General features: G+C 64.3%; 20 protein-coding genes and 1 riboswitch. Of the genes, 8 read left to right on the top strand and 12 right to left on the bottom strand.

The genetic code is table 11. The features are described 5' to 3' along the window. Nucleotides 1–40: 40 nt before the first annotated feature. Nucleotides 41–673, bottom strand: coding sequence for a TetR/AcrR family transcriptional regulator (locus C8348_RS05000; RefSeq protein ID WP_106752182.1), 633 nt, complete (start codon nt 671–673; stop codon nt 41–43). Between the two features lie 102 nt (nt 674–775). Here C8348_RS05000 and C8348_RS04995 point away from each other — a divergent pair, with 102 nt between their 5' ends. Next, nucleotides 776–1804 carry an LLM class flavin-dependent oxidoreductase gene (locus tag C8348_RS04995; protein ID WP_106752181.1) on the top strand — a complete coding sequence of 343 codons (1029 nt, stop codon included), beginning with the start codon at nt 776–778 and terminating at the stop codon, nt 1802–1804. 56 nt (nt 1805–1860) lie between these two features. Beyond that, nucleotides 1861–2370: a hypothetical protein gene (locus C8348_RS04990; RefSeq protein WP_106752180.1), complete on the top strand. Its 510-nt coding sequence runs from the start codon at nt 1861–1863 to the stop codon at nt 2368–2370. Nucleotides 2371–2405: 35 nt separating this feature from the next. Here C8348_RS04990 and C8348_RS04985 read toward each other — a convergent pair whose 3' ends face one another. Further along, the gene (locus C8348_RS04985) at nt 2406–2957 is read right to left on the bottom strand and encodes a MarR family winged helix-turn-helix transcriptional regulator (protein WP_106752179.1); all 552 of its coding nucleotides are present in this window, start codon (nt 2955–2957) and stop codon (nt 2406–2408) included. Between the two features lie 154 nt (nt 2958–3111). On the opposite strand from C8348_RS04985, the gene C8348_RS04980 reads away from it, so the two are divergent. Together C8348_RS04980 and C8348_RS04975 are read left to right on the top strand one after the other, a co-directional pair. Continuing rightward, a complete protein-coding gene (locus C8348_RS04980) occupies nt 3112–3537 on the top strand; it encodes an organic hydroperoxide resistance protein (protein WP_106752178.1) in 426 nt (141 codons plus the stop codon). A gap of 98 nt (nt 3538–3635) precedes the next feature. Then, nucleotides 3636–4901, top strand: a complete 1266-nt coding sequence (locus tag C8348_RS04975; RefSeq protein ID WP_106752427.1) for a lytic murein transglycosylase — start codon at nt 3636–3638, stop codon at nt 4899–4901. A gap of 56 nt (nt 4902–4957) precedes the next feature. Here C8348_RS04975 and C8348_RS04970 read toward each other — a convergent pair whose 3' ends face one another. Both C8348_RS04970 and C8348_RS04965 read right to left on the bottom strand, forming a co-directional pair. Beyond that, the gene (locus C8348_RS04970) at nt 4958–6286 is read right to left on the bottom strand and encodes a M16 family metallopeptidase (protein ID WP_106752177.1); all 1329 of its coding nucleotides are present in this window, start codon (nt 6284–6286) and stop codon (nt 4958–4960) included. 25 nt (nt 6287–6311) lie between these two features. Then, entirely contained in the window at nt 6312–7742 is a 1431-nt protein-coding gene (locus C8348_RS04965; RefSeq protein WP_341871589.1) for a M16 family metallopeptidase, read from the bottom strand. A gap of 295 nt (nt 7743–8037) precedes the next feature. Between C8348_RS04965 and C8348_RS04960 the strand changes: the two genes are divergently transcribed. Next, nucleotides 8038–8241: a SlyX family protein gene (locus C8348_RS04960; RefSeq protein WP_106752176.1), complete on the top strand. Its 204-nt coding sequence runs from the start codon at nt 8038–8040 to the stop codon at nt 8239–8241. A 33-nt stretch (nt 8242–8274) separates the two neighbouring features. On the opposite strand, the gene C8348_RS04955 is transcribed toward C8348_RS04960, so the two are convergent. Together C8348_RS04955 and C8348_RS04950 are read right to left on the bottom strand one after the other, a co-directional pair. Beyond that, complete coding sequence (locus C8348_RS04955) at nt 8275–9288, bottom strand: hypothetical protein (protein WP_106752175.1); 1014 nt, start codon at nt 9286–9288, stop codon at nt 8275–8277. A 110-nt stretch (nt 9289–9398) separates the two neighbouring features. Further along, complete coding sequence (locus tag C8348_RS04950; RefSeq protein WP_106752174.1) at nt 9399–10127, bottom strand: YoaK family protein; 729 nt, start codon at nt 10125–10127, stop codon at nt 9399–9401. 146 nt (nt 10128–10273) lie between these two features. Beyond that, nucleotides 10274–10385, top strand: a riboswitch (SAM-I-IV-variant riboswitch). 47 nt (nt 10386–10432) lie between these two features. On the opposite strand from C8348_RS04950, the gene C8348_RS04945 reads away from it, so the two are divergent. Continuing rightward, nucleotides 10433–10741 carry a hypothetical protein gene (locus C8348_RS04945; RefSeq protein WP_106752173.1) on the top strand — a complete coding sequence of 103 codons (309 nt, stop codon included), beginning with the start codon at nt 10433–10435 and terminating at the stop codon, nt 10739–10741. A 175-nt stretch (nt 10742–10916) separates the two neighbouring features. On the opposite strand, the gene C8348_RS04940 is transcribed toward C8348_RS04945, so the two are convergent. The 5 genes from C8348_RS04940 to C8348_RS04920 all read right to left on the bottom strand — a co-directional run bounded on the left by C8348_RS04940 (nt 10917) and on the right by C8348_RS04920 (nt 15863). Beyond that, nucleotides 10917–11273, bottom strand: a complete 357-nt coding sequence (locus C8348_RS04940; protein ID WP_106752425.1) for an acyl-CoA thioesterase — start codon at nt 11271–11273, stop codon at nt 10917–10919. Between the two features lie 93 nt (nt 11274–11366). After that, complete coding sequence (locus C8348_RS04935; protein WP_106752172.1) at nt 11367–12056, bottom strand: Crp/Fnr family transcriptional regulator; 690 nt, start codon at nt 12054–12056, stop codon at nt 11367–11369. A gap of 208 nt (nt 12057–12264) precedes the next feature. Continuing rightward, entirely contained in the window at nt 12265–13062 is a 798-nt protein-coding gene (locus tag C8348_RS04930; protein WP_106752171.1) for a ChbG/HpnK family deacetylase, read from the bottom strand. Between the two features lie 111 nt (nt 13063–13173). Beyond that, nucleotides 13174–14721, bottom strand: a complete 1548-nt coding sequence (locus C8348_RS04925; protein ID WP_106752170.1) for a glycosyltransferase family 39 protein — start codon at nt 14719–14721, stop codon at nt 13174–13176. Next, nucleotides 14718–15863 carry a glycosyltransferase gene (locus C8348_RS04920; protein WP_106752424.1) on the bottom strand — a complete coding sequence of 382 codons (1146 nt, stop codon included), beginning with the start codon at nt 15861–15863 and terminating at the stop codon, nt 14718–14720. The genes C8348_RS04925 and C8348_RS04920 overlap by 4 nt, the downstream gene beginning before the upstream one ends. Nucleotides 15864–16095: 232 nt before the next feature. Between C8348_RS04920 and C8348_RS04915 the strand changes: the two genes are divergently transcribed. Continuing rightward, on the top strand, nt 16096–16572 hold the full coding sequence (locus tag C8348_RS04915) for a group III truncated hemoglobin (RefSeq protein WP_106752169.1): 477 nt from the start codon (nt 16096–16098) through the stop codon (nt 16570–16572). On the opposite strand, the gene C8348_RS04910 is transcribed toward C8348_RS04915, so the two are convergent. Beyond that, on the bottom strand, nt 16569–17180 hold the full coding sequence (locus C8348_RS04910) for a TetR/AcrR family transcriptional regulator (RefSeq protein WP_208983555.1): 612 nt from the start codon (nt 17178–17180) through the stop codon (nt 16569–16571). The two genes, C8348_RS04915 and C8348_RS04910, sit on opposite strands and share 4 nt — an antisense overlap. A gap of 268 nt (nt 17181–17448) precedes the next feature. Here C8348_RS04910 and C8348_RS04900 point away from each other — a divergent pair, with 268 nt between their 5' ends. Then, the gene (locus C8348_RS04900) at nt 17449–18570 is read left to right on the top strand and encodes an efflux RND transporter periplasmic adaptor subunit (RefSeq protein WP_106752167.1); all 1122 of its coding nucleotides are present in this window, start codon (nt 17449–17451) and stop codon (nt 18568–18570) included.

The following is an 18570-nucleotide window of genomic DNA, read 5'->3' as shown; positions in this document are numbered from 1 at the left end:
CCTTGCAGGACCGGAAGTGCCTGCAGGGCGTTGGAAAGGGTCAGCCGGAGGGCGGGTGGGCGCCGGCGTCCAGCGGGATCTGCAGCAGTGCGGCCAAGCCCTGGCCGAGAGCTGCCTCGATATGGTCGGCGGGCAGACCGGACTTGCGCAGGGTCAGCGTACCGATGGCCAGCGCCGTCAGCGCCCGTGCCCGGTCGAGCGCCAATCTAGGCGCATCCGGCGACAGGGTCTCGGCGATCATCAGCTCGATGGCCTCGATGTGACGGCGGCCGAGGTCGGCGACATCCTCGTTCTGCGGTGCGAGTTCGGTGATGCAGTTGACGAGAAGACAGCCGTGCTTGCCGCCGGAGGGGTTGGCAAGGGCTGCCAGCATGGCCGGAACGGCCGCACCGCCGGGAGTTGCAGCGATCTCGCGCAGGGCCTCCAGCGCACGGCCGGAATAGGCCTTCAGCGCTGCCAGCAGCACATCCTGCTTCGACCCGAAGGCCGCATAGAGAGACGAACGGCTGATGCCCATCGCGGCGGTCAGATCATCCAGCGATGTTGCCTCGAAGCCCTGGCGGCGGAACACTTCCAGCGCCGCAAGCAGCACCACCGCCTCGTCATAGGCGCGCGGGCGACCTGGCCCGGAGTGGGCGGCGGCATGGCGATGTGTTTCGGTGCGCGGGGTCATGGGTCCAGCTTCATTTCAGTGTCGCCCTTGAATATGGACCGATCAGTCCGTAATTCAAGAGCCAAGTTTCGCATCCGATCGCCCTCAGCCCAAGGAGGCACCATGCTGCCCTACAGTGTCCTCGACCTCTCGCCGATCCCCGCCGGTGGCAGCGCTGCCGATGCCCTTGCCAACACGCTGGACCTTGCCCGGCACGCCGAGGCGCTCGGCTTTAACCGCTACTGGCTGGCCGAGCATCACAACATGCCCGGCATTGCCAGTGCGGCAACAGCCGTGGTGATCGGGCATGTCGCCGGCGGCACGCAGCGCATCCGGGTGGGGGCCGGCGGCATCATGCTGCCGAACCATGCCCCGCTCGTCATCGCCGAGCAATTCGGCACCCTTGCCACGCTCTATCCGGATCGCATCGACCTGGGGCTGGGCCGCGCTCCGGGGACCGACATGGTCACCGCCCGGGCCCTGCGCCGCAGCCTGGAGAGCAGCGACGATTTTCCGGCGGATGTGGTGGAACTGATGGGCTACCTCGGCAAGCCGCAGCCCGATCAGCGGGTCAGCGCCGTGCCGGGGCAGAACACGCATGTGCCGGTGTGGATCCTGGGCTCCAGCCTCTACGGCGCGCAGCTTGCCGCCCACCTTGGCCTGCCCTACGCCTTTGCCTCGCATTTCGCCCCGCAGGCGCTTGGTGAGGCGGCCGCGATCTATCGCTCCCGGTTTCAGCCCTCCGCCTACCTCGACAAGCCCTGGTTCATGATGGCCATCAACGTGCATGCGGGGGCTGATGACGCGGAAGGCGCCTATCTGCGCTCCTCCCAGCAGCAAGCCTTCGCCAACCTCAGAACCGGGCGCCCCGGCCCCCTGCCCGCTCCCGTAGAGGACATCACCTCCGTCATCGAACCGCCGGTTCTGGCCATGGTCGACATGGCGCTCTCCGTCTCGGCGGTCGGGGGCCCTGATCGGGTGCAGCGCCAGCTCGGCGAGTTGATCGCGCGCTACCGGCCGGATGAGGTGATGCTGACGGGCATGATCCACAACCACGCCGCACGCAAGGCCTCGTTCACCCGGGGCGTCGAGGCGCTGCAGGCGTTGCAGAAAGGGGAGACGGCCAGGGCCGCCCCTGCCCTCAGCCATTAACCCGTCAGGCACCGGGCGGCGATAGAGTGCAGCTGGACCCTGTCTGGAGATCCCGCATGCGCATGACCGTTGCTGCCCTTACCCTGCTGCTTGCCACCGGAACGGGACTTCTGGTTTGCGAGACAGGCCTGTCCAGCGTCGCAGCTGGCCCGGCGACCGGCCCAAAGGACTGCGCCGCAGAGGCAAAGGCTTTCGCTGACCGCTTTGTTGGCGACAAGGACGCGATGACCAAGCTTGTCGAAGGCGGCATTACCGGTGCGGTTTCCGGTGGAGCCTGGCTCGGCTCCGAAAATGGTGTGGACCGGGGTGCTCGAACGGGCGCGGCCAAGGCCTATGCCGGCACCATGGCGCAGGATCCGCGCGTCTGGCAGGGGCTCTATGACACTGCTTTCCAGACTTGCACCGCAGGCAGGACAGCAACCGGCTCCGGCTCGTCAGTCACCACAAACGGATCCCAGGTCGGAACCGGGGCGGCCTCGCAAGGCTGCCGGTCGCGCGCGGGTGTTGTCGGATCATCCGGTGGCGGCACCCTCTCCGCCGGGTCAGGGGCGACGGGCTGCCGCTGATCGCGCGGTGTCGTCGTATTGGGACAGGACGTCCCTCAGCCCTTGGCGCGAGTTGTCTCGAAAACCTGCGCCAATCGCGGTGCGGCGGTCTCCAGTGCCCCGCGCAGGCGATCGAGATCGGCCTGCATCCTGCGGGCGTCCTCGTGGGTCATGCCGGTCGCCGCGCCAAGGCAGAGCGGGATGCCTGCCGCCATCGCCTTCAGCCCGCTTCCCTTCTCGCTGAGACGCACCCGCACTTGCCGCTCGTCCTCGGTGCAGCGAAGACGGCTGACCAGTTCCATCGCTTCCAGCCGCTTGACCAGCGGCGTCAGCGTGTTGGACTCCAGCCCAAGCCGGCTGCCCAGTCCGCCGATGGTCTGGCCATCGGCTTCCCACAGGGCCACCATGACGAGATACTGCGGATAGGTCAGGCCGAGCTTGTCGAGGATGGGCTTGTAGGCCCGCGTGAAGGCATGCCCGGCCGAATAGACCGAGAAACACAGGAAGTTTCCGAGCTTCAAGAGGTCCTCGCAACTGGCTGTCGTCGCCTCGATTGCTTCGGCCGGTCTGGCCGGGGATGGTTCGCGAGAACCCTTTGTGTCGGTCATGCGGTGCTCCTTTGCATCAGAGATAAATCGCACGCGACCTTTTGACAATGGATTGACAGCAGGCCCGACATCAGACATACATCCCTTGCGATTAAGTCGTGCGCGATTGAATTTCATCTCCTTCCATCAACACGTCCTGTACGAGGAGCGTCTCATGCCCGTGAATGTTCTCTACACCACCTCCGCCCGTGCAACCGGTGGCCGCGACGGTGCCGCCGAAACGCTGGATGGCACCTTCAAGGTCAAGCTGGCCACGCCGAAGGAACTGGGCGGCGCCGGCGGCGAAGGCGCCAATCCGGAGCAGCTGTTCGCGTCCGGTTATTCGGCCTGTTTCCTCGGCGCCATGAAGTTCGTCGCCGGTCAGTCGGGCGTGAAGATGCCGGCCGACACCTCGGTTCAGGCCACCGTCGGCATCGGCCCGCGCTCGGAAGGCGGCTTCGGCCTGGAAGTGGCGCTGCAGGTCAGCCTGCCGGGCATGGACAGAGCGGCTGCCAATGATCTGGTCGCCAAGGCGCATCAGGTCTGCCCCTACTCCAACGCCACCCGCAACAACATCGACGTCAAGCTGACTGTTGCTTGATGCCTGTTCACGCAGCCACCCCAGCTGGCTGCGGTTGACAGGGCATGGCCGGGTGCCGTCAACTGCGCATGACTTTCGCGCGATTGACGGTGCCCGCCATGCCTTTTTCACATCGCCTCGTTTCCAAGTGCATTTTGCCCCTCCCCGTGTTCACCAAGCACCGTGCTGGACGCAATAGTGGCCTGCCCGGCCTGCTGGTTGCCGGCCTGTCGGCACTTCTCCTGTCCGCCGCCACAGCTGCGGCCAACACCCCCTGCGGCGGTGATTTCAAAGCGTTCCTCGCCGGAGTAAAGGCCGAGGCCGTGGCCGACGGCGTGTCGGCGGCTGTCGCCGAACGGGCGCTGGCGCAGGCGCGTCTCGACAAGCAGGTCATTTCCCGCGATCGCGGCCAGGGCGTCTTCCGCCAGACCTTTCTCGAATTCTCGGCCCGCTCCGTCTCCTCGGCCCGGCTGAAACACGGGGCCAACAACATGGCGAAGTTCGTCAAGGTCTTCGAGCGGGCGGACAAGGAGTTTGGCGTACCGGCTGCGGTCATCACCGCCTTCTGGGGCCTGGAGACCGACTTTGGCGCGGTTCAGGGCGATTTCAACACCTTCAACGCCCTGGCAACGCTGGCGCATGACTGCCGCCGGCCGCATCTGTTCAGGCCGCAGCTCATCGCCGCGCTGCATATGATCGCCCATGGTGATCTGGATCCGGCCACCACGACAGGGGCCTGGGCCGGTGAAATCGGTCAGGTGCAGATGCTGCCCGACGATATCATCCGTTATGGTGTCGATGGCGATGGCGACGGCCACGTCAATCTCAAGACCTCGTCGCCGGATGCGATCCTGACAGCGGCAAAATTCATCGTCTCGCTCGGATGGCGCAAGGGCGAGCCCTGGCTGATCGAGGTTGCCGTTCCTGCCGACCTGCCGTGGGCCGAGACCGGCCTTGGCCGGGAAAAGACGCTCGCCGACTGGACCAGGCTTGGGGTTTCGTCGCGCGGGGCGAAACTGCCTTCCCAATCGCTTCCCGCCAGCCTGATCCTGCCGCAAGGCCGCAAGGGTCCGGCCTTCCTCGTCTTCCCGAATTTCTCTATCTACCTGCGCTGGAACCAGTCCTTCGTCTACACGACCAGCGCCGCCTATTTCGCCACACGCCTCGCCGGCGCCCCCAAGCTCACGCCCGGCGCACCGGAGACCGGCCTTTCCGTGGACGAAATGAAGGCGCTGCAGACGAAGCTCGCCGCCCGGGGCCACAATGTCGGCAAGGTCGACGGAATCCTCGGTTCGGGCACGCGTCAGGCTGTTCAGGCCGAACAGTCCCGCCTCGGCCTGCCCGCCGACGGCTGGCCGACGGCGGCGCTGCTGGGGCGGCTGTGATTTCACCCCTCCCCCTGAGGTTCCTTGAAGCAATCCACAGGGGGAGGTCTTGAACGTCAGCTCGCAGCCGGGCCGACGGTGACGACCAGAGGTGCCGAGTTTTCCAGCAGGCGCTTGGCGACGCGCTTGACGTCATCGAGGGTCACCGCCTCGATCTCGGCATTGCGCCGGTCGAAGTAGTCGATGCCGAGCCCGGATGTCTTCAGGGCAACAAGTTGCCGGGCAATCTTGCTGGACGTATCGAAACGCAGGGCATAGGAGCCGGTGAGGAAGGCCTTGGCCTTGGCCAGTTCCTCTTCCGTCGGGCCTTCTTCTGCCATCCGGCGGAACTGCGCCAGGATGATGTCCAGCGTTTCGCCGGCCCGGTCCGCGCGGGTCGCCGCCGAGGCGAACAGCAGCCCGGTGCGGGCATAGGGCACGAGAGAGGACCCCGCCCCATAGGAAAGGCCGCGTTTCTCGCGCACTTCTTCATAGAGCCACGAGGTGAAGCTGCCGCCGCCGAGGATGTGATCCATGACAAAGGCGGCCTGGAAGTCCTTGTCGTCCCGCTTCAGGCCGGGCACGCCGATGAGGATCGTGGTCTGCGGCACATCCATGGTCCGGGCAATACGCTCACCGGTCTTTGCCGTTACGTCGGCCACCTGCGGCAGGCTGCCTTTTTCCGGCAGGGCGCCGAATACCGTGTCGAGCAACGGAGCCAGCGTCTTGGCGTCGATCGCCCCGACAACGCCGATCACAAGCCCTTCACGGACGAACAATTTCTCACGCTGCGCCTTCAGGTCCTCGGGCGTCAGCGCGGTCATGCTTTCAAGGGTGCCATCGCCCGGACGGGCGTAGGGATGGCCCGGGAAGGCCGCTTCCATGAAGCTGCGCGAGGCAACCGCGTCCGGGTCCTCTTCCGCCTGCTTCAGGCTGGCGAGGAGCTGCGCCCGCATGCGCTCGACCGCGTCCGTATCAAAGCGCGGCTCGTTGACGGCAAGGCGCAGCATCTCGAAGGCTTCGTCACGGGTTCCGGTCAGGGTGCGCAGGCTGCCGTAGGTCTGGTCACTGCCAGCGTCAAAGCTGACGCTGATCGCCAGTTCCTCCATGCGCGCCTGATAGGCAGCCGAATCAAGATCGCCTGCCCCTTCATTGAGGGACGCGGCCATCAGGGACGCAGCGCCTTCCTTGCCTGCCGGATCCTGCGCAGACCCGTTGGCGAAGGCAAAGTTGACGGCGATGATCGGCAGGGTCTGGTCTTCCACCAGCCAGGCCTCGACGCCGCCGGGGCTGGTGACGCGCTGGATCGTGGTGGCAAGCGCTGGCCAACCACCGGCGATCAGCAGCGCGGATCCGACAAAGGCGATGCGGGCCTGCCGCTTCAGGAATTCGAGGGAATGAAACATGGGGCTGTCCTTCTCGGGATCGGGGTCAGGACTTCTGTCCGGCCGGTGTGACGACGCTGGCTGACGGCTTCAGGAGATGATCCTGGTCCGGCGGCGTCAGATAGCCCGCAACCGGGTTGGCACCGAGATAGGCCTTTGCAACAGCCTGGATATCGGCTGCGGTGACGGCCGATATCTGGGCGGGCCAGGTCTGGACGTCCTCGATGCTCTGACCGCTGGTCAGGGCCGACCCAAACAGGCGGGCGAGACCCATCTGGCTGTCCTGGGCATAGATCGCCGAGGAAACAAGGCTGTGCTTGGCCCGTTTCAGCTCCTCCTCGCCGATGCCGTTTGCGGCAATGTCACGGATCGCTGCGGTAAACTCTGCCTCAAGGTCCGCAAGGGTCGCCTCGCCACGCGGTGAGCCATACAGAATGAAACGGGTGTTATCGAGCGCGGTGTCGAGATAATAGGCGCCGATGCTGACAGCAATCTGCTTGTCAAGGAATGCCGACTTGTAAAGCCGGCTGGTCGGGCCGCCGCCGAGGATCTGCGCCAGCAGTTCGAGCGCCTCCGGCTCGCTCGCCTTGCCCGTCGCCTGGCTTGGGACCAGCCAGGTCCAGGAAACAGACGGCTGGCGGACACGCTCGTCTTCCAGATGCACTGACCGGCGGCCAGCGAGCGGGGGCTCGGCAGGGCGCAGACGCGCCTCCGGTTCGGCGCGGCGCTCCACCTTGCCATAGGTCGCCTCAGCCAGCTTGCGCACCTCATCGGCATCCACGTCGCCAGCCACCACCAGAACGGCATTATTGGGCGTATAGAACCGGTCGTAGAAGTCGATGGCCGACTTGCTGTTCAGCGCCTCGATCTCGCTCTGCCAGCCGATCACCGGCGAACCATAGGGATGGTTGACATAGGTCACCGCAGAGAGCGCCTCCTGCAGGCGCGAGGACGGATCGCTGTCGACACGCATGCGCCGCTCCTCAAGCACCACATCGCGCTCCGGAGCAACAACCTCGTCCGTAAGGACGAGATTTTGCATGCGGTCGGCTTCCAGTTCCATCATCAGCGGCAAGTGTTCCTTGGCGACGCGCTGGAAATAGGCCGTGTAATCGTTGCTGGTGAAGGCATTTTCCTGTCCGCCGATACTGGCCACCGCGGCCGAGAACGCGCCGTTGGGTCGCGTCTTGGTGCCCTTGAACATCAGGTGTTCCAGGAAATGCGCAACACCGGACTGACCGGCCGGCTCATCGGCGGCCCCGACCCTGTACCAGATCATGTGGGTGACCACCGGCGCGCGGCGATCGGGAATGACTACTACCTCAAGCCCGTTGGCGAGGGTGAAACTTGTCAGGTTGGCTGCGATCCGGGCCGGCTCGGGAGCCTGCGCCAGGGCGGCTGGAACCAGCGGCGACAGCAAGGTGGCCGACAAGAGGGTTGCGGCAAGGCAACGGCGAAAGGCGGGTGTCATCCGCATGAATCTCGGTCTCCCGGTCTGGCGCAGCCGAAGCGGCCACGCGCGGTCGAAACAAAGGCGTGATCCTGAATATGGGCGGGCAAGAGGCAGCGCGAAGTTAAATTTTCGTCATCCGCCTGTTTTCTCTCCCAAGCAACCGTCAGGGGAAGCCGAGGCGCGCCATCACTGAGATCTGATCCGTCCGGCAGCGCACTTGCTGCCGAATCGGGACCGTGCTGGTCCGGGCATCTTGTCCTCGTCTGGAAAACGGCGTAGGCGGTTTGCGATCCTATCAAGTCAACATGCGGGAGCCGTCATGATCGAAGAGCGGATCGAGAAGCTGGAAATCGACCTTGCCCACGCCAATCACACGATTGACGAGCTGAATGCCGTGGTGATCGAGCAAGGCAAGCAGATCGACCGGCTGACGCGCAAGCTGATGGAAATGACCGACCAGATCGAAGAACTGGTCGAGAGCGGCCTGCCGACCCACCGCGTCGACAAGCCGCCGCATTACTGAGGCGGGCGGGATGGACTGGGTTTCAGATCCGTTTCAGGCAGCCACAAAGCCATTGATCATGGCGGCGATCACACCGGCCTGGTTGGCCGTCACCTGCAGCGAGGCGAGATTGCGATTGTAGACCGGAAAACTGCGGAAATAGTCGCGCGGATAATACTGGTCTCCGGCCTGGATCATCGGGCCTGTCACCGCCACCCCATGCAGGCCCGGATAGGACGCGCGCTGCTGAAAGGTGCCGAGCCTTGTGAAATTCGTCCAGATCGTGTCTCCACCAACGTTGCCGGCCGGGCTTGGATAGACCTGTGCCTGATAGTAGGCGCGCAGGTTGTTGACGTCGATCAGGCTGTGGCCGACATGCACATTGGCCCGGTCGTTCGGGATCAGCGCCAGGGCGTGACCGTAATCCGCACCAGTCTCCTGCGCTGTTGCCACCTGGTTGGCGGCGATGGGGAAATCCATCAGGCACAGGGGCCGATAGCGCTTGTTGACATCGCTGCCGAAGAAGGCGCTTTTCCAGCCGGAGCGCTTGAAGGCCCAGAAGGTGCCGGCGAGAGCGCCCGCCGTCACATAGACGACACGGGTCAGGCCGGTCACGTTGCTGGCGGCATTGGCATTGACCAGCTCGTCGGTCGTGATCAACTGGGCCGCGTTCTGCAACGCCGCGAGCGTCTGGGCAAAGTCGGTGCCGGAAACACCCAGCCGCACATAGACGTAGTATTTGCTCTTGTAGACCGGGTCGGCAACCGCCTCCCAATTGGTCGACAGCGCATTGCGCGGGTTTTGCATGTCGTCCAGCAGACCCGCCACGGCGAAATACAGCCGCGTGCCGGCCGTGGTGGCGACAAAGCCATGCTCATGCAACGGACGCAGCCGCAGAGAACTGTTGTTCAGCAGGCTGCCATAATAGACGCTTGGCATCTGGGCCGGCGTCAAGGCGAGGTGATTGAGATAGTCCCCGGCATCTGCCGCCGGATCGAGGCGCACCGTGCCGAAACCGGCGTTGTTTGCGTTGATCATCATCAGGCTGGGGTCGTCTTGTGCCGGCATGGGCAGGTCCTCATGACTGCGGGAGGCCGCGCCTCCCGATATGGACAGAGTCATGAGTGGAGACGCGCGCAGCGCGCGGCTGTGACGCCATGTGGCGTGGAGCCGATCTTTCAGCCTGGGGCCAATTCCGGGCGCTGCGCTGCAGCCATCACCAACAGGATCGCAACCGGTAGCAGCAGGGCCGAGAAGCCGAGATGCATCATGCCGAAGCCGGCCATCAAGCCTCCGCTGACAAAGGCAAGGATCACCTGCGCGTGCTGAATGGCCCGCGCCCGCGCATCGATCACCTGGTCCGCTGCCGCCGGCGCTGTCGCCAGCCAGCCGGACACCAGTCCGGCAATCAGCCGCATCGTGTTGCCGGTCATGAAAGTGGTCGGCGCATGGTAGCTCAGCAACTCGCTCATGATCACGTTCTGCAGCGACATGGCAAGGGTCGAGATCATGACCGCTGCGATGGTGGCGAGGGCCAAGGGATGTTCCAATGGACCGGCCAGCAGGGCGACCAGCATGAAGCAGAGGAGGATCGCCGCCTCAAGCATCAACAACGGGGCAAGACGGAGGCGGCCGGCAGCCTTGAGGCGGACAACCAGTTCGTACCATCCAAGCGTTGCCGCGAAGAAGGTTGCAAGGACGACCAGCTTCAGCTTGGCGTCATCGGGCAAAGTGAAGACTTCCGTGCACAGGACCACCAGCGTGCCCGTCACAAAAGCGGTAAAGGTGTGGAACAGGCCCAGCACGCAGATGACGTCGACATAGCAGGCGCAAAACGCCAGCATCATGGCCGCCGGTGGCTTTGCCGGATCAAACAGCCCAAGCTTGCCCGCCTGCTCACCACCCATGCGCAAGTCCTCCCCCCGGTCGAGATGTCTGAAAGTGGCTTGGCGACGTTAAGGAGTTGTTGACCAGCTCGGGCAAGGCTCAAGAAAAGCTTGAGGATGTGGCCCGGTGAAGTTCTTGACCCAACTCAGTACTCATGGCATAAGCGCCCCATCATCAAGAGTAGGGCTGGCGCCCTCGCCAACCTGCCCGGCCGGGCAAGGTGGTCTCCGCAGAGGGATGTGGCTGGAAACTCGTTTCCGGCAACCAAGCGGTCCGGTACTACAATGCGCCAGTCCTCCTCGGGCAACCGATGGAGGATTTTTTAATGTCGAACGAGAGTAAGGCCATGACCGTTTCTCCCCTCCTTGTCGTTTCCGGGGTGCAGCCGGCTGACCTGGGCGTTTTTCCCGCCTATGACCAGCTGACCGCCTCGGAGTTTTATGTCCTGCAGCGCCTGCGCCAGTTCAAACTGCGCTCAGTCCTGCGCCGTCCCCATGCGCCGCTGACCTCAGAGATGCGCAAGACCCGGATTGAAGGGCTCATGTCCCTGTGGAACTCCGGGTGTTCCAAAGCCATCGACGAAGATCTTTACGCAGATCTCGAGCGTCGCGCCCGGCAGATCCTTCGCGGATAAGCCGCACCAGACCCTTTCCCAGATCAAGTCCGCTTTGTTGCACGCTGCAAAGCCGTGCGAGCCGATAGATGTTGCCGGGGCGTGCCCCGGTAACCGGTAGCGGCTGCCTACCAGTTCGTCCCAGCCACGATAGAGCCAGTGAAGGGGCGCCGGCCAGCCGCGCCCAGACCGACCGTTATTCGACTGCGGCTCCTTCCGGCGGCACCGGCACCGGCCGACCGTCGTCATCCACGGCCACAAACGTGAAGGTGGCTTCCGTGACCTTTTCCCGGCAGCCAAACCTGTGGCGCAGCGCCCAGGCTTCCAGGTTGATTTCCATCGACGTGCGGCCAACCCGGCCGACCCGCGAATAGACGCAGAGCACATCGCCCACATGCACCGGCCGGATGAACTTCATCTTGTCGACGGCGATGGTCACCACACGGCATCCGGACCGTTGTCCGGCGGCAATACCGCCGGCCAGATCCATCTGGGACAGCACCCAGCCGCCGAAAATATCGCCGGCGGCGTTGGTATCGGCCGGCATGGCCATTGTGCGCAAGGTCAGGTCGCCGCTCGGGGCTTCGGTTTCATCAGCGGCCACGGCCACGGCAGATCTCCATTTGAGGTGACTTGATCAGGAAATTCAGAGCGTTGCCGCCTTTTGCAGGATTTCCGGGCGTTCCAGGCAGTAATAGCCGGAGATCCGGGTGATCGTGCCGAGCCGCTTCCAGTCGTTCAGCACGCGGCTGACATTCTCGCGCGCGGCCCCCGCCATGTTGGCGATTTCAGACTGGCTGAGCTTGTAGTGGATAAGGATGCGGCCATTGTCGAGCGGCTTACCGAAGGTCTCGGACAGTTGCAACAGCGTCTGAGCCACCCGGCCCGGCAGCGGCAGGAACGAGCGCGCCGCCAGCACATCATTGGAATGGCGCAACCGCTTGCCGACAATTGACAGCATATGCCGGTAAAGCTGCGGGTTTTCATCGGCGAAGCGCTCAAAGGCCTGCTTGTCGATGAAGGCAAGGCGCGCGGCTTTCAGGGCCGACACGGTCGCCGAACGCGGGCGGCCGTCCAGCAGCGCCAGTTCGCCGACGAGATCGCCCGGCCCCAGAACGGCCAGCAGTTGCTCGTCCCCCTCGACCGAGAGGATCGAAACTTTCAGCGAACCCTCCAGGATGGCGTAGCAGCCATTGCCCGGATCGCCCGCCTCGAACAGGATCGCCCCCGCATTGACCTTCATCGGCCGGGCCAGCTTACTCAGCCCGTCTGCGAGTTCGCAGGGCAGTCCCTGCAAGGTGAAACTGTTTTCCAGAAAGCCAGCGAGATCCGCCACGGCTGATGCCCCCACAGCACGTCAAATGGTGGCCACTGTCAGGAGTGCCGGCCCCGCACTTCTGTGACCTGTATCACGTGCACTGTCTCAAACTCGGCCTATATGTACAAGCAGGGAAGCAACAGACCTCCGGCTTCCCCCAATGTCCGTCCAAAGGACAGGTACGAAAGGCAGCCCTTCCCCGCGGGCTGCTTTTTCGCTTAAAGGGTCAGTAGAGAAAGATGTCCTTCTCGGCGAGCGTATTGAAAAAGGTCTGGCTCGCCAGCACGCGCCGTTGCACCTCGCGCTGTTCCACCTGCTTCTGCCGCTCCATCCGGCGCAGCCGGTCGTCGGCTTCCCCTGGCCTGCACACGACCACCGCACGGTCGGGCAACCCGTCGAAATGCAGCCGCAGCGCCGCTTGAAGCGAGGCTTCGTCGACAAGATCCGGCAGCCTTGGCCCGCAGGGCAGTGTCTCCAGACCGTGCCGCGCCGCAAAGCGGGCAAAGCGGCGCGCCTCCCAGCCATCCGCCTGCGGATAGACCAGCAGTGGCAGGGGGGCAACTTTCTGGTTCATCAGCGCCGCCAGCACCAGCCGCGCGACGGGACGGTGCCGCATCAGCCCGTTGCGCAAGGTGAGGAACTGCGGCGCGCCGCCCCAGTAGTCCTGAAACCGCGCGATCTGCGCCTCCAGTTCAGCCACGATGACTTCGTCCGGAAGAAGCCCGGTCACCGACCGGCGCGCATACCAGGCGGAGGACTTGAACGTTTCGCCGAAGGTCGACACCCAGCGCTGGCTTTGCGGCTTGAGGTCTTCGCCGCTGAGTACGGCCGTCAGCCCGACGAGCCCGTGCCCGCCGACTGCGTCAGCCACTTCACGCAAGGGCTTGTATTCGCGGCTCCACAGATCCGATGCGACAAGACAGCCGACAGCGCTGAGGCGGCCCTTCGACAGCAGATCGCGCAAGGCCCGGTCGATGCCGAAGGCAAGTCCATAGTCGACCGCCGCAAGCGTGATGCGCTTCATGTCTGCCCCCACTCGCATGCCGCTGCGAGACCCCTTGATCTGACTACGGCATAATCGGGGGAAAAGGCAATGATTTCGGTACGTTCAGACGCAAAAGCAGCAATCACCCGGTCAAGGTGCGTTGCCGGAAAGCCACGCTTGAGGGTTGATCGGCTCCAGCGGATCGCGCATCGGGCTGTCGAGCCTGTAGACGACCAGATCTTCCAGCGGTGTTCCCAGAACGCTCCGGGTCAGGGTCGCCACCGGTGTTACTTCGCTGTAGAGCGCTTCAAGCCTGACCCGTTCATCGCGGCGCGCCTCGGCCACATAGAGCCCGGTCGCGGCCAGCCGTTCCCGGTCCGGCACCGGCATCATCACGTAGCGGATGCGCTCGGTGAGCGGGATCACCGGCAGGCCGGCGTGGCGCAGGCCGTAGGACAGCTGGCCAGTCAGGCCATAGCCGGTGGTCGCCACATAGGCTGCGCCTTCCTGCGCCGCAATCCGCTCGACCTCGCCGGTGATTTCAGGCCAGCCGCGCAGCTGGAACGTCGGATCCTTGCGGGCGAACCGGCCGGTAAAGGCATCGACGGCATGCAGCTGCACGACGATCCCGAGCGTCAGCCCGATCCCGATCGCGGCAATCGCCACGCTTCGCCAGATCCGTCCTGTCTGGCCGCTGATGAACACCGCCGCCATCACGCAGGCAACCGGGAACAGCGGTGCCGGCCAGTTGCCCTGCACCCGCGAATGCAGCGCATGGAACAGAAGATAGGCCAGGAACGGCAGCGAGGTCAGAAGCAGCAGCCCGGCCGCCCCGTCACCGTGCCGCAGACGCCGCGCCAGCAGCCCGGTACCGGCCACGGCCGGCACCGCGATCAGCGGATTGAGGAGGCCCGCAAAGGCGCCGATGAATTCGAAGATGTATTTGCTCGTCCAGCCGCCACCGCGCCCGGCACGGCCGAACTGCTTGTAGAACGACGCCCAGTCGTGGGCGTGGTTCCAGACAAGCGCCGGAGCGAAGACGGCAATCGCCAGCGCGCCGCCCAGCCACAGTTGCCAGCAGGAGAACCAGCGCCGGGCCGACGGCACAGCCAGCAGCCACAGCACGATACCTGCACCGAGAAAGAGAACGGAAAATTTCGACAAGAGGCCGCATCCGGCGAACAGGCCCACGGCGAGCCACCAGTTGGCCCGGCCAGACACGTGCAGTTCCGTCAGCGCCCACAGCGTCAGGCCCCAGAACAGCACGGACGGTGCATCCGGCGTGATCAGGATCCCGCCAATGCCGACGAGCAGCGTCGCATTCAGAAACAGCACGGAAAGGCCCGCGACCTGGCGGTCAAACAGGATGTCCGCCATCCGCCACAGCGCCAGCGATCCAACGGCCGCCGACAGGACACCGATCAACCGGAGGCCCAGCGCCGTGTCACCCGCCACCGCTTGGCCAAGCCAGATCCACCAGCCGACCATCGGCGGATGATCATAGTAGCCGAGCGCCGGATAGAGCCCCCAGAGCCGGTAATAGGCCTCGTCTTCGACCAGCCCGGCATTGTCCGCGCTCCACAGGCGGAAAACCGTCAGAAGAACAACCACCCCCAGCACGAAACGCGGCGCGAGCCAGGCCGGCAGCTGTTGCGTGCCGTGGTCGCGCGCGGCGGCGCCAGGGTACGGGCCGCTCATGCCTTGCGCCAGGTCAGGACCGACGAGGCGGCGTAGTTCCAGACCGCGCCCATGGCCGCACCGGCCGTGCCGGCCAGCCACCAGACCGGCTCGTTCTCGTAGATCAGGTTGGCGACGCCGACATTGGCCAGCACGCCCACGCTGCACACCGCGTAGAAGGTCAACAGGCCGCGGAGCATCGCCAGGCCGGAGAGGCGGCGGTCCCGATAGGTCAACTGGTTGTTGAGCGCGAAATTGGTCGTCATCGCGACAAAGGTCGCCAGCGTCTGCGCCACGTTGAAATCAAGCCCCAGCCCGAGCATGGAGCCACGCAGCGCAAACAGATGCACCAGCACACCGCTGGCCCCCACCAGCGAGAACATCAGGAAGCGGACCGACACGAGGTCGCCGAAATATTTGGACACCAGCAAACCCAGGTAATCGAACGTCACGAGCGTATCGAGCTTGCTCTCGCCCTCGCGCCGCTCGCGGAAAACAAAGGGAAACTCGACAATCCGCAAGCGGCCTTCGCCGCTCGCCACGATGTCGAGCAGGATCTTGAAGCCTTGCGCCGACAGTTTCGGCGCCAGCTCGTCGACAATCGGACGGCGCAGCATGAAGAACCCGCTCATCGGGTCGGTCAGCTTCACCTTCAACAGCTTCTGCGCCAGGGCATTGGCAAGGTTGGAGCCTGCCGCACGGACCTTCGACAGGCCCTCGCCGATGGCACCACCTTCGGCCTTGCGGCTTGCGACCGCCAGATCAACGTCACCGGTCTTCAGCGCCGCCAGCATCTTGGGCAGCAAGGTCTCGTCATGCTGCAGGTCCGCATCCATCACTGCGACATACGGGGCAGAAGACGACAGCATGCCCTCGATACAGGCGCCGGCCAGACCACGCCGGCCAATGCGCCGAATAACTCGCACGCGCGGATCCGTTGCCGCGATCTCGCGGGCTGCGGCGGCCGTTCCATCGGGCGAATTGTCGTCGACAAAGACCACCTCGAAGGCAACACCCGCCAGCGCCTTGTGCAGCGCCGCCACGATCAGCGGCACATTCGCGCGCTCATTGTAGGTGGGCAGCACCACCGTCAGTTCCGGCACCGCCATGGATCCGGCCGGGACCGGGGCAGCTGCCGCGCCGGCCTGATGCAGGGAACTCATTTCCATGGAGACGGTCCGTTCGTCGCGTTGAAAGGCCTCGCCGCCATGGGGAGGCCTCTGGCCAATTGCGCGCGGAACATAGCCAAAAGGTCGGGTTTTGCAAGCAGAGCCCGTCTGACCTCCGGGCGTGCCAAGCGGCGCATTGTCGCGAAGCCCGGTTCCTGCTCGCCATCTCTGCTGCCTGACAGTAGGTTGGCGTTGTCCGCAATGTGCCGAGGCTGAAAGCTCTTCGATGGATCCGATCGACATCCGCCCCGCTGTCCAGCGGGTTCCGCTGCATGGGTCAATCACCCGCGAGGACATCGCCACACTCGTCGACAGTTTCTATCTGCGCATCCGGGCCGACGCTCGCCTTGGCCCCATCTTCGACGCCCGCATGGCCGGCCACTGGGATGTGCATCTCGACAAGATGAAACTATTCTGGGCGTCCGTGCTGCTCAAGAGCGGCGAGTACAAGGGCCGCCCGGTTCCCGCCCACATGCAGATGAAGGGCGAGGTCGAGACCGACGACTTCCGGCTCTGGCTTGACCTGTTCCGCTCGACCGCGCAGGACGTATTCTCCGATCGGGATGCGGCAGCTGTCGTCATCCGGCAGGCCGAAAAGATTGCCACCAGCCTTTGGCTTGCGATGCTTGGCACGCCCTTCGACCGCCCGCCGGCCTTCCTGTTCGAAGACGCAACTCCCCGGCGTGAGGATGCCGGCCGTTAGTCGCAGGGTTTGCAGCAGCTCGGCGGCACGGCCAGAAGCTTGGCAAACAGCTCAAGGCGGGCTTCGAGCTGCGTCTGGCTGAAATGCTTCAGTCCGAACAGTTTCAGATACCAGACACCCTCCACCGCGAGGAAGGCGAGTTCCGCCAGATCCGGGGTCTCGCTGGTGGCACGCAATTCTGCAAGCAGCCGCTCATTGTGCAGGCGAACCGGCTCCAGCAGCCCCGGTTCTTCGGCAATGGCAGCCACCAGTCCCATCGGAGCCTGGGTTTCCATGCAGAGATCCTGTGAAACCGCAGCGAGGTAAGCCCGAATCAGCGCATTCGGTTGCCGGTCCCGGGTCAGATCGGCGTGGGCAGCGCGGATGGCTTCGGCAAGCTGCGCCAGATGACGGGCGACCATGGCCTGCAAAAGTTCGGACTTTGACGGGAAGTGATACAGCAGCCCGCCCTTTGACACGCCGGCGCGCTCGGCAACTGCATCCAGCGACAGGCGTCGGGCGCCATCTTCAAACACAACATCCATGGCAGCATCCACCAGCCGTTCGCGGGTCTGTTCGCGGTTGCGCGGATTGCGCTTTCCCGTTGCACTGCCTGTTTCGCCCGTCACGCTTGCCTTGCCTCTGTCTCAGGGCCTCGTCCCAGTCTGCCCCTCCCCATGCTGCTGACGCAGAACAGGGCCGCAGGATCCCTGCTGTGGTGAACGACACTTGACTTTACCGTCCAGACGGTAAAGTTAGCAAGTCTGGTTCGGGCACGCATGCGGATAAACACGTCTGTGTCGTGTCTGTCGCTCCACTCTGTTATAAAGACCGTGTGCCCGTCCGGGTGCCGGTTCGCTCTCTTGCGCGGCATATTCAGCCGCATGGCCAGGTTCCATGATCATCCGTTTTCTCCTTGCCCTTCTCGTCGTTGCAGGCCTCGGCTATGGCGCTTTCTGGTTCGTCGGTTTCAAGGACCAGATGATCGCTGCCTATTTCAAGCAGCCCCGGCCACCGGTGACGGTATCCACAGTTGATGTGAAGCCGGAAGAGTGGACACCTGGCATCGAGGCAATTGGTACGGTCAAGGCCCGGCAAGGTGTCGAAGTGCCTGCGCGCTCGTCGGGTATCGTCAAGTCGGTGCTTTTTGAGTCCAATCAGGAAGTGACCAAGGATATGCTCCTTGTGCAGCTCGACGACGAGACCGAGCAGGCCGACCTGATCGCGGCAAAGGCCAATGTTGAACGCGACAGCCAGGCCCTAAAGCGCACGTCAACGCTGACCGATCGTGGCTTCAACTCCACGTCCAACCTGGACAACGCCACCGCAGCACTCGACGCCTCGCGCTCGCAGCTCGAGCGCGTGCAGGCTGCCATCAACCAGAAGCAGATCGTGGCGCCCTTCTCCGGCACCATCGGCATCTCGCGCATCGACGTTGGCCAGTATGTGCCCGCCGGCACCGCCATTGCCACGCTGCAGGATCTCAAGATCATGAAGGTGGACTTCACCGTCCCCGAGCAGCAGCTCACCGAGGTCAAGATCGGCCAGTCAGTGCAGCTCGGCCTCAATGAGGGGAACTACACGCACACCGGCACGATCACCGGCATCGATCCGAAAATCGATCCGCAGTCACGTCTGATTTCGCTGCAGGCCGAGGTCGACAACACCGACGGCGCGCTCTACCCGGGCCAGTTCGCCTTCGTTCGTGTCGTGCTGCCGACCGAACAGGACGTGATTGCCCTGCCACAGACCGCTGTGGTGCAGAGCCTTTATGGTGCCTATGTCTTCAAGGTTGTCGAAGACACGAAGGATGGCGATGCTGCCGCAAAGCAGCAGGTTGTCCGTCAGGTCTTCGTAACCCCGGGCCGCCGCTTTGGTGGGCGGATCGAGGTCACCAGCGGACTGGCTGCCGGCGACATCATCGTCAGCGCCGGCCAGAACAAGCTCACCGTCGGCAATCCGGTCGTCATCGACAACACGGTCAACCCGGCCCCGGCCGAGATGAAGATCGGGGGCTGA

It is taken from the genome of Pannonibacter carbonis (assembly GCF_003012935.1).
GTDB classification, from domain to species: domain Bacteria; phylum Pseudomonadota; class Alphaproteobacteria; order Rhizobiales; family Stappiaceae; genus Pannonibacter; species Pannonibacter carbonis.
The sequence above is the reverse complement of the archived record's forward strand: the minus strand, read 5'-3'. Positions and strand labels throughout refer to the sequence as shown.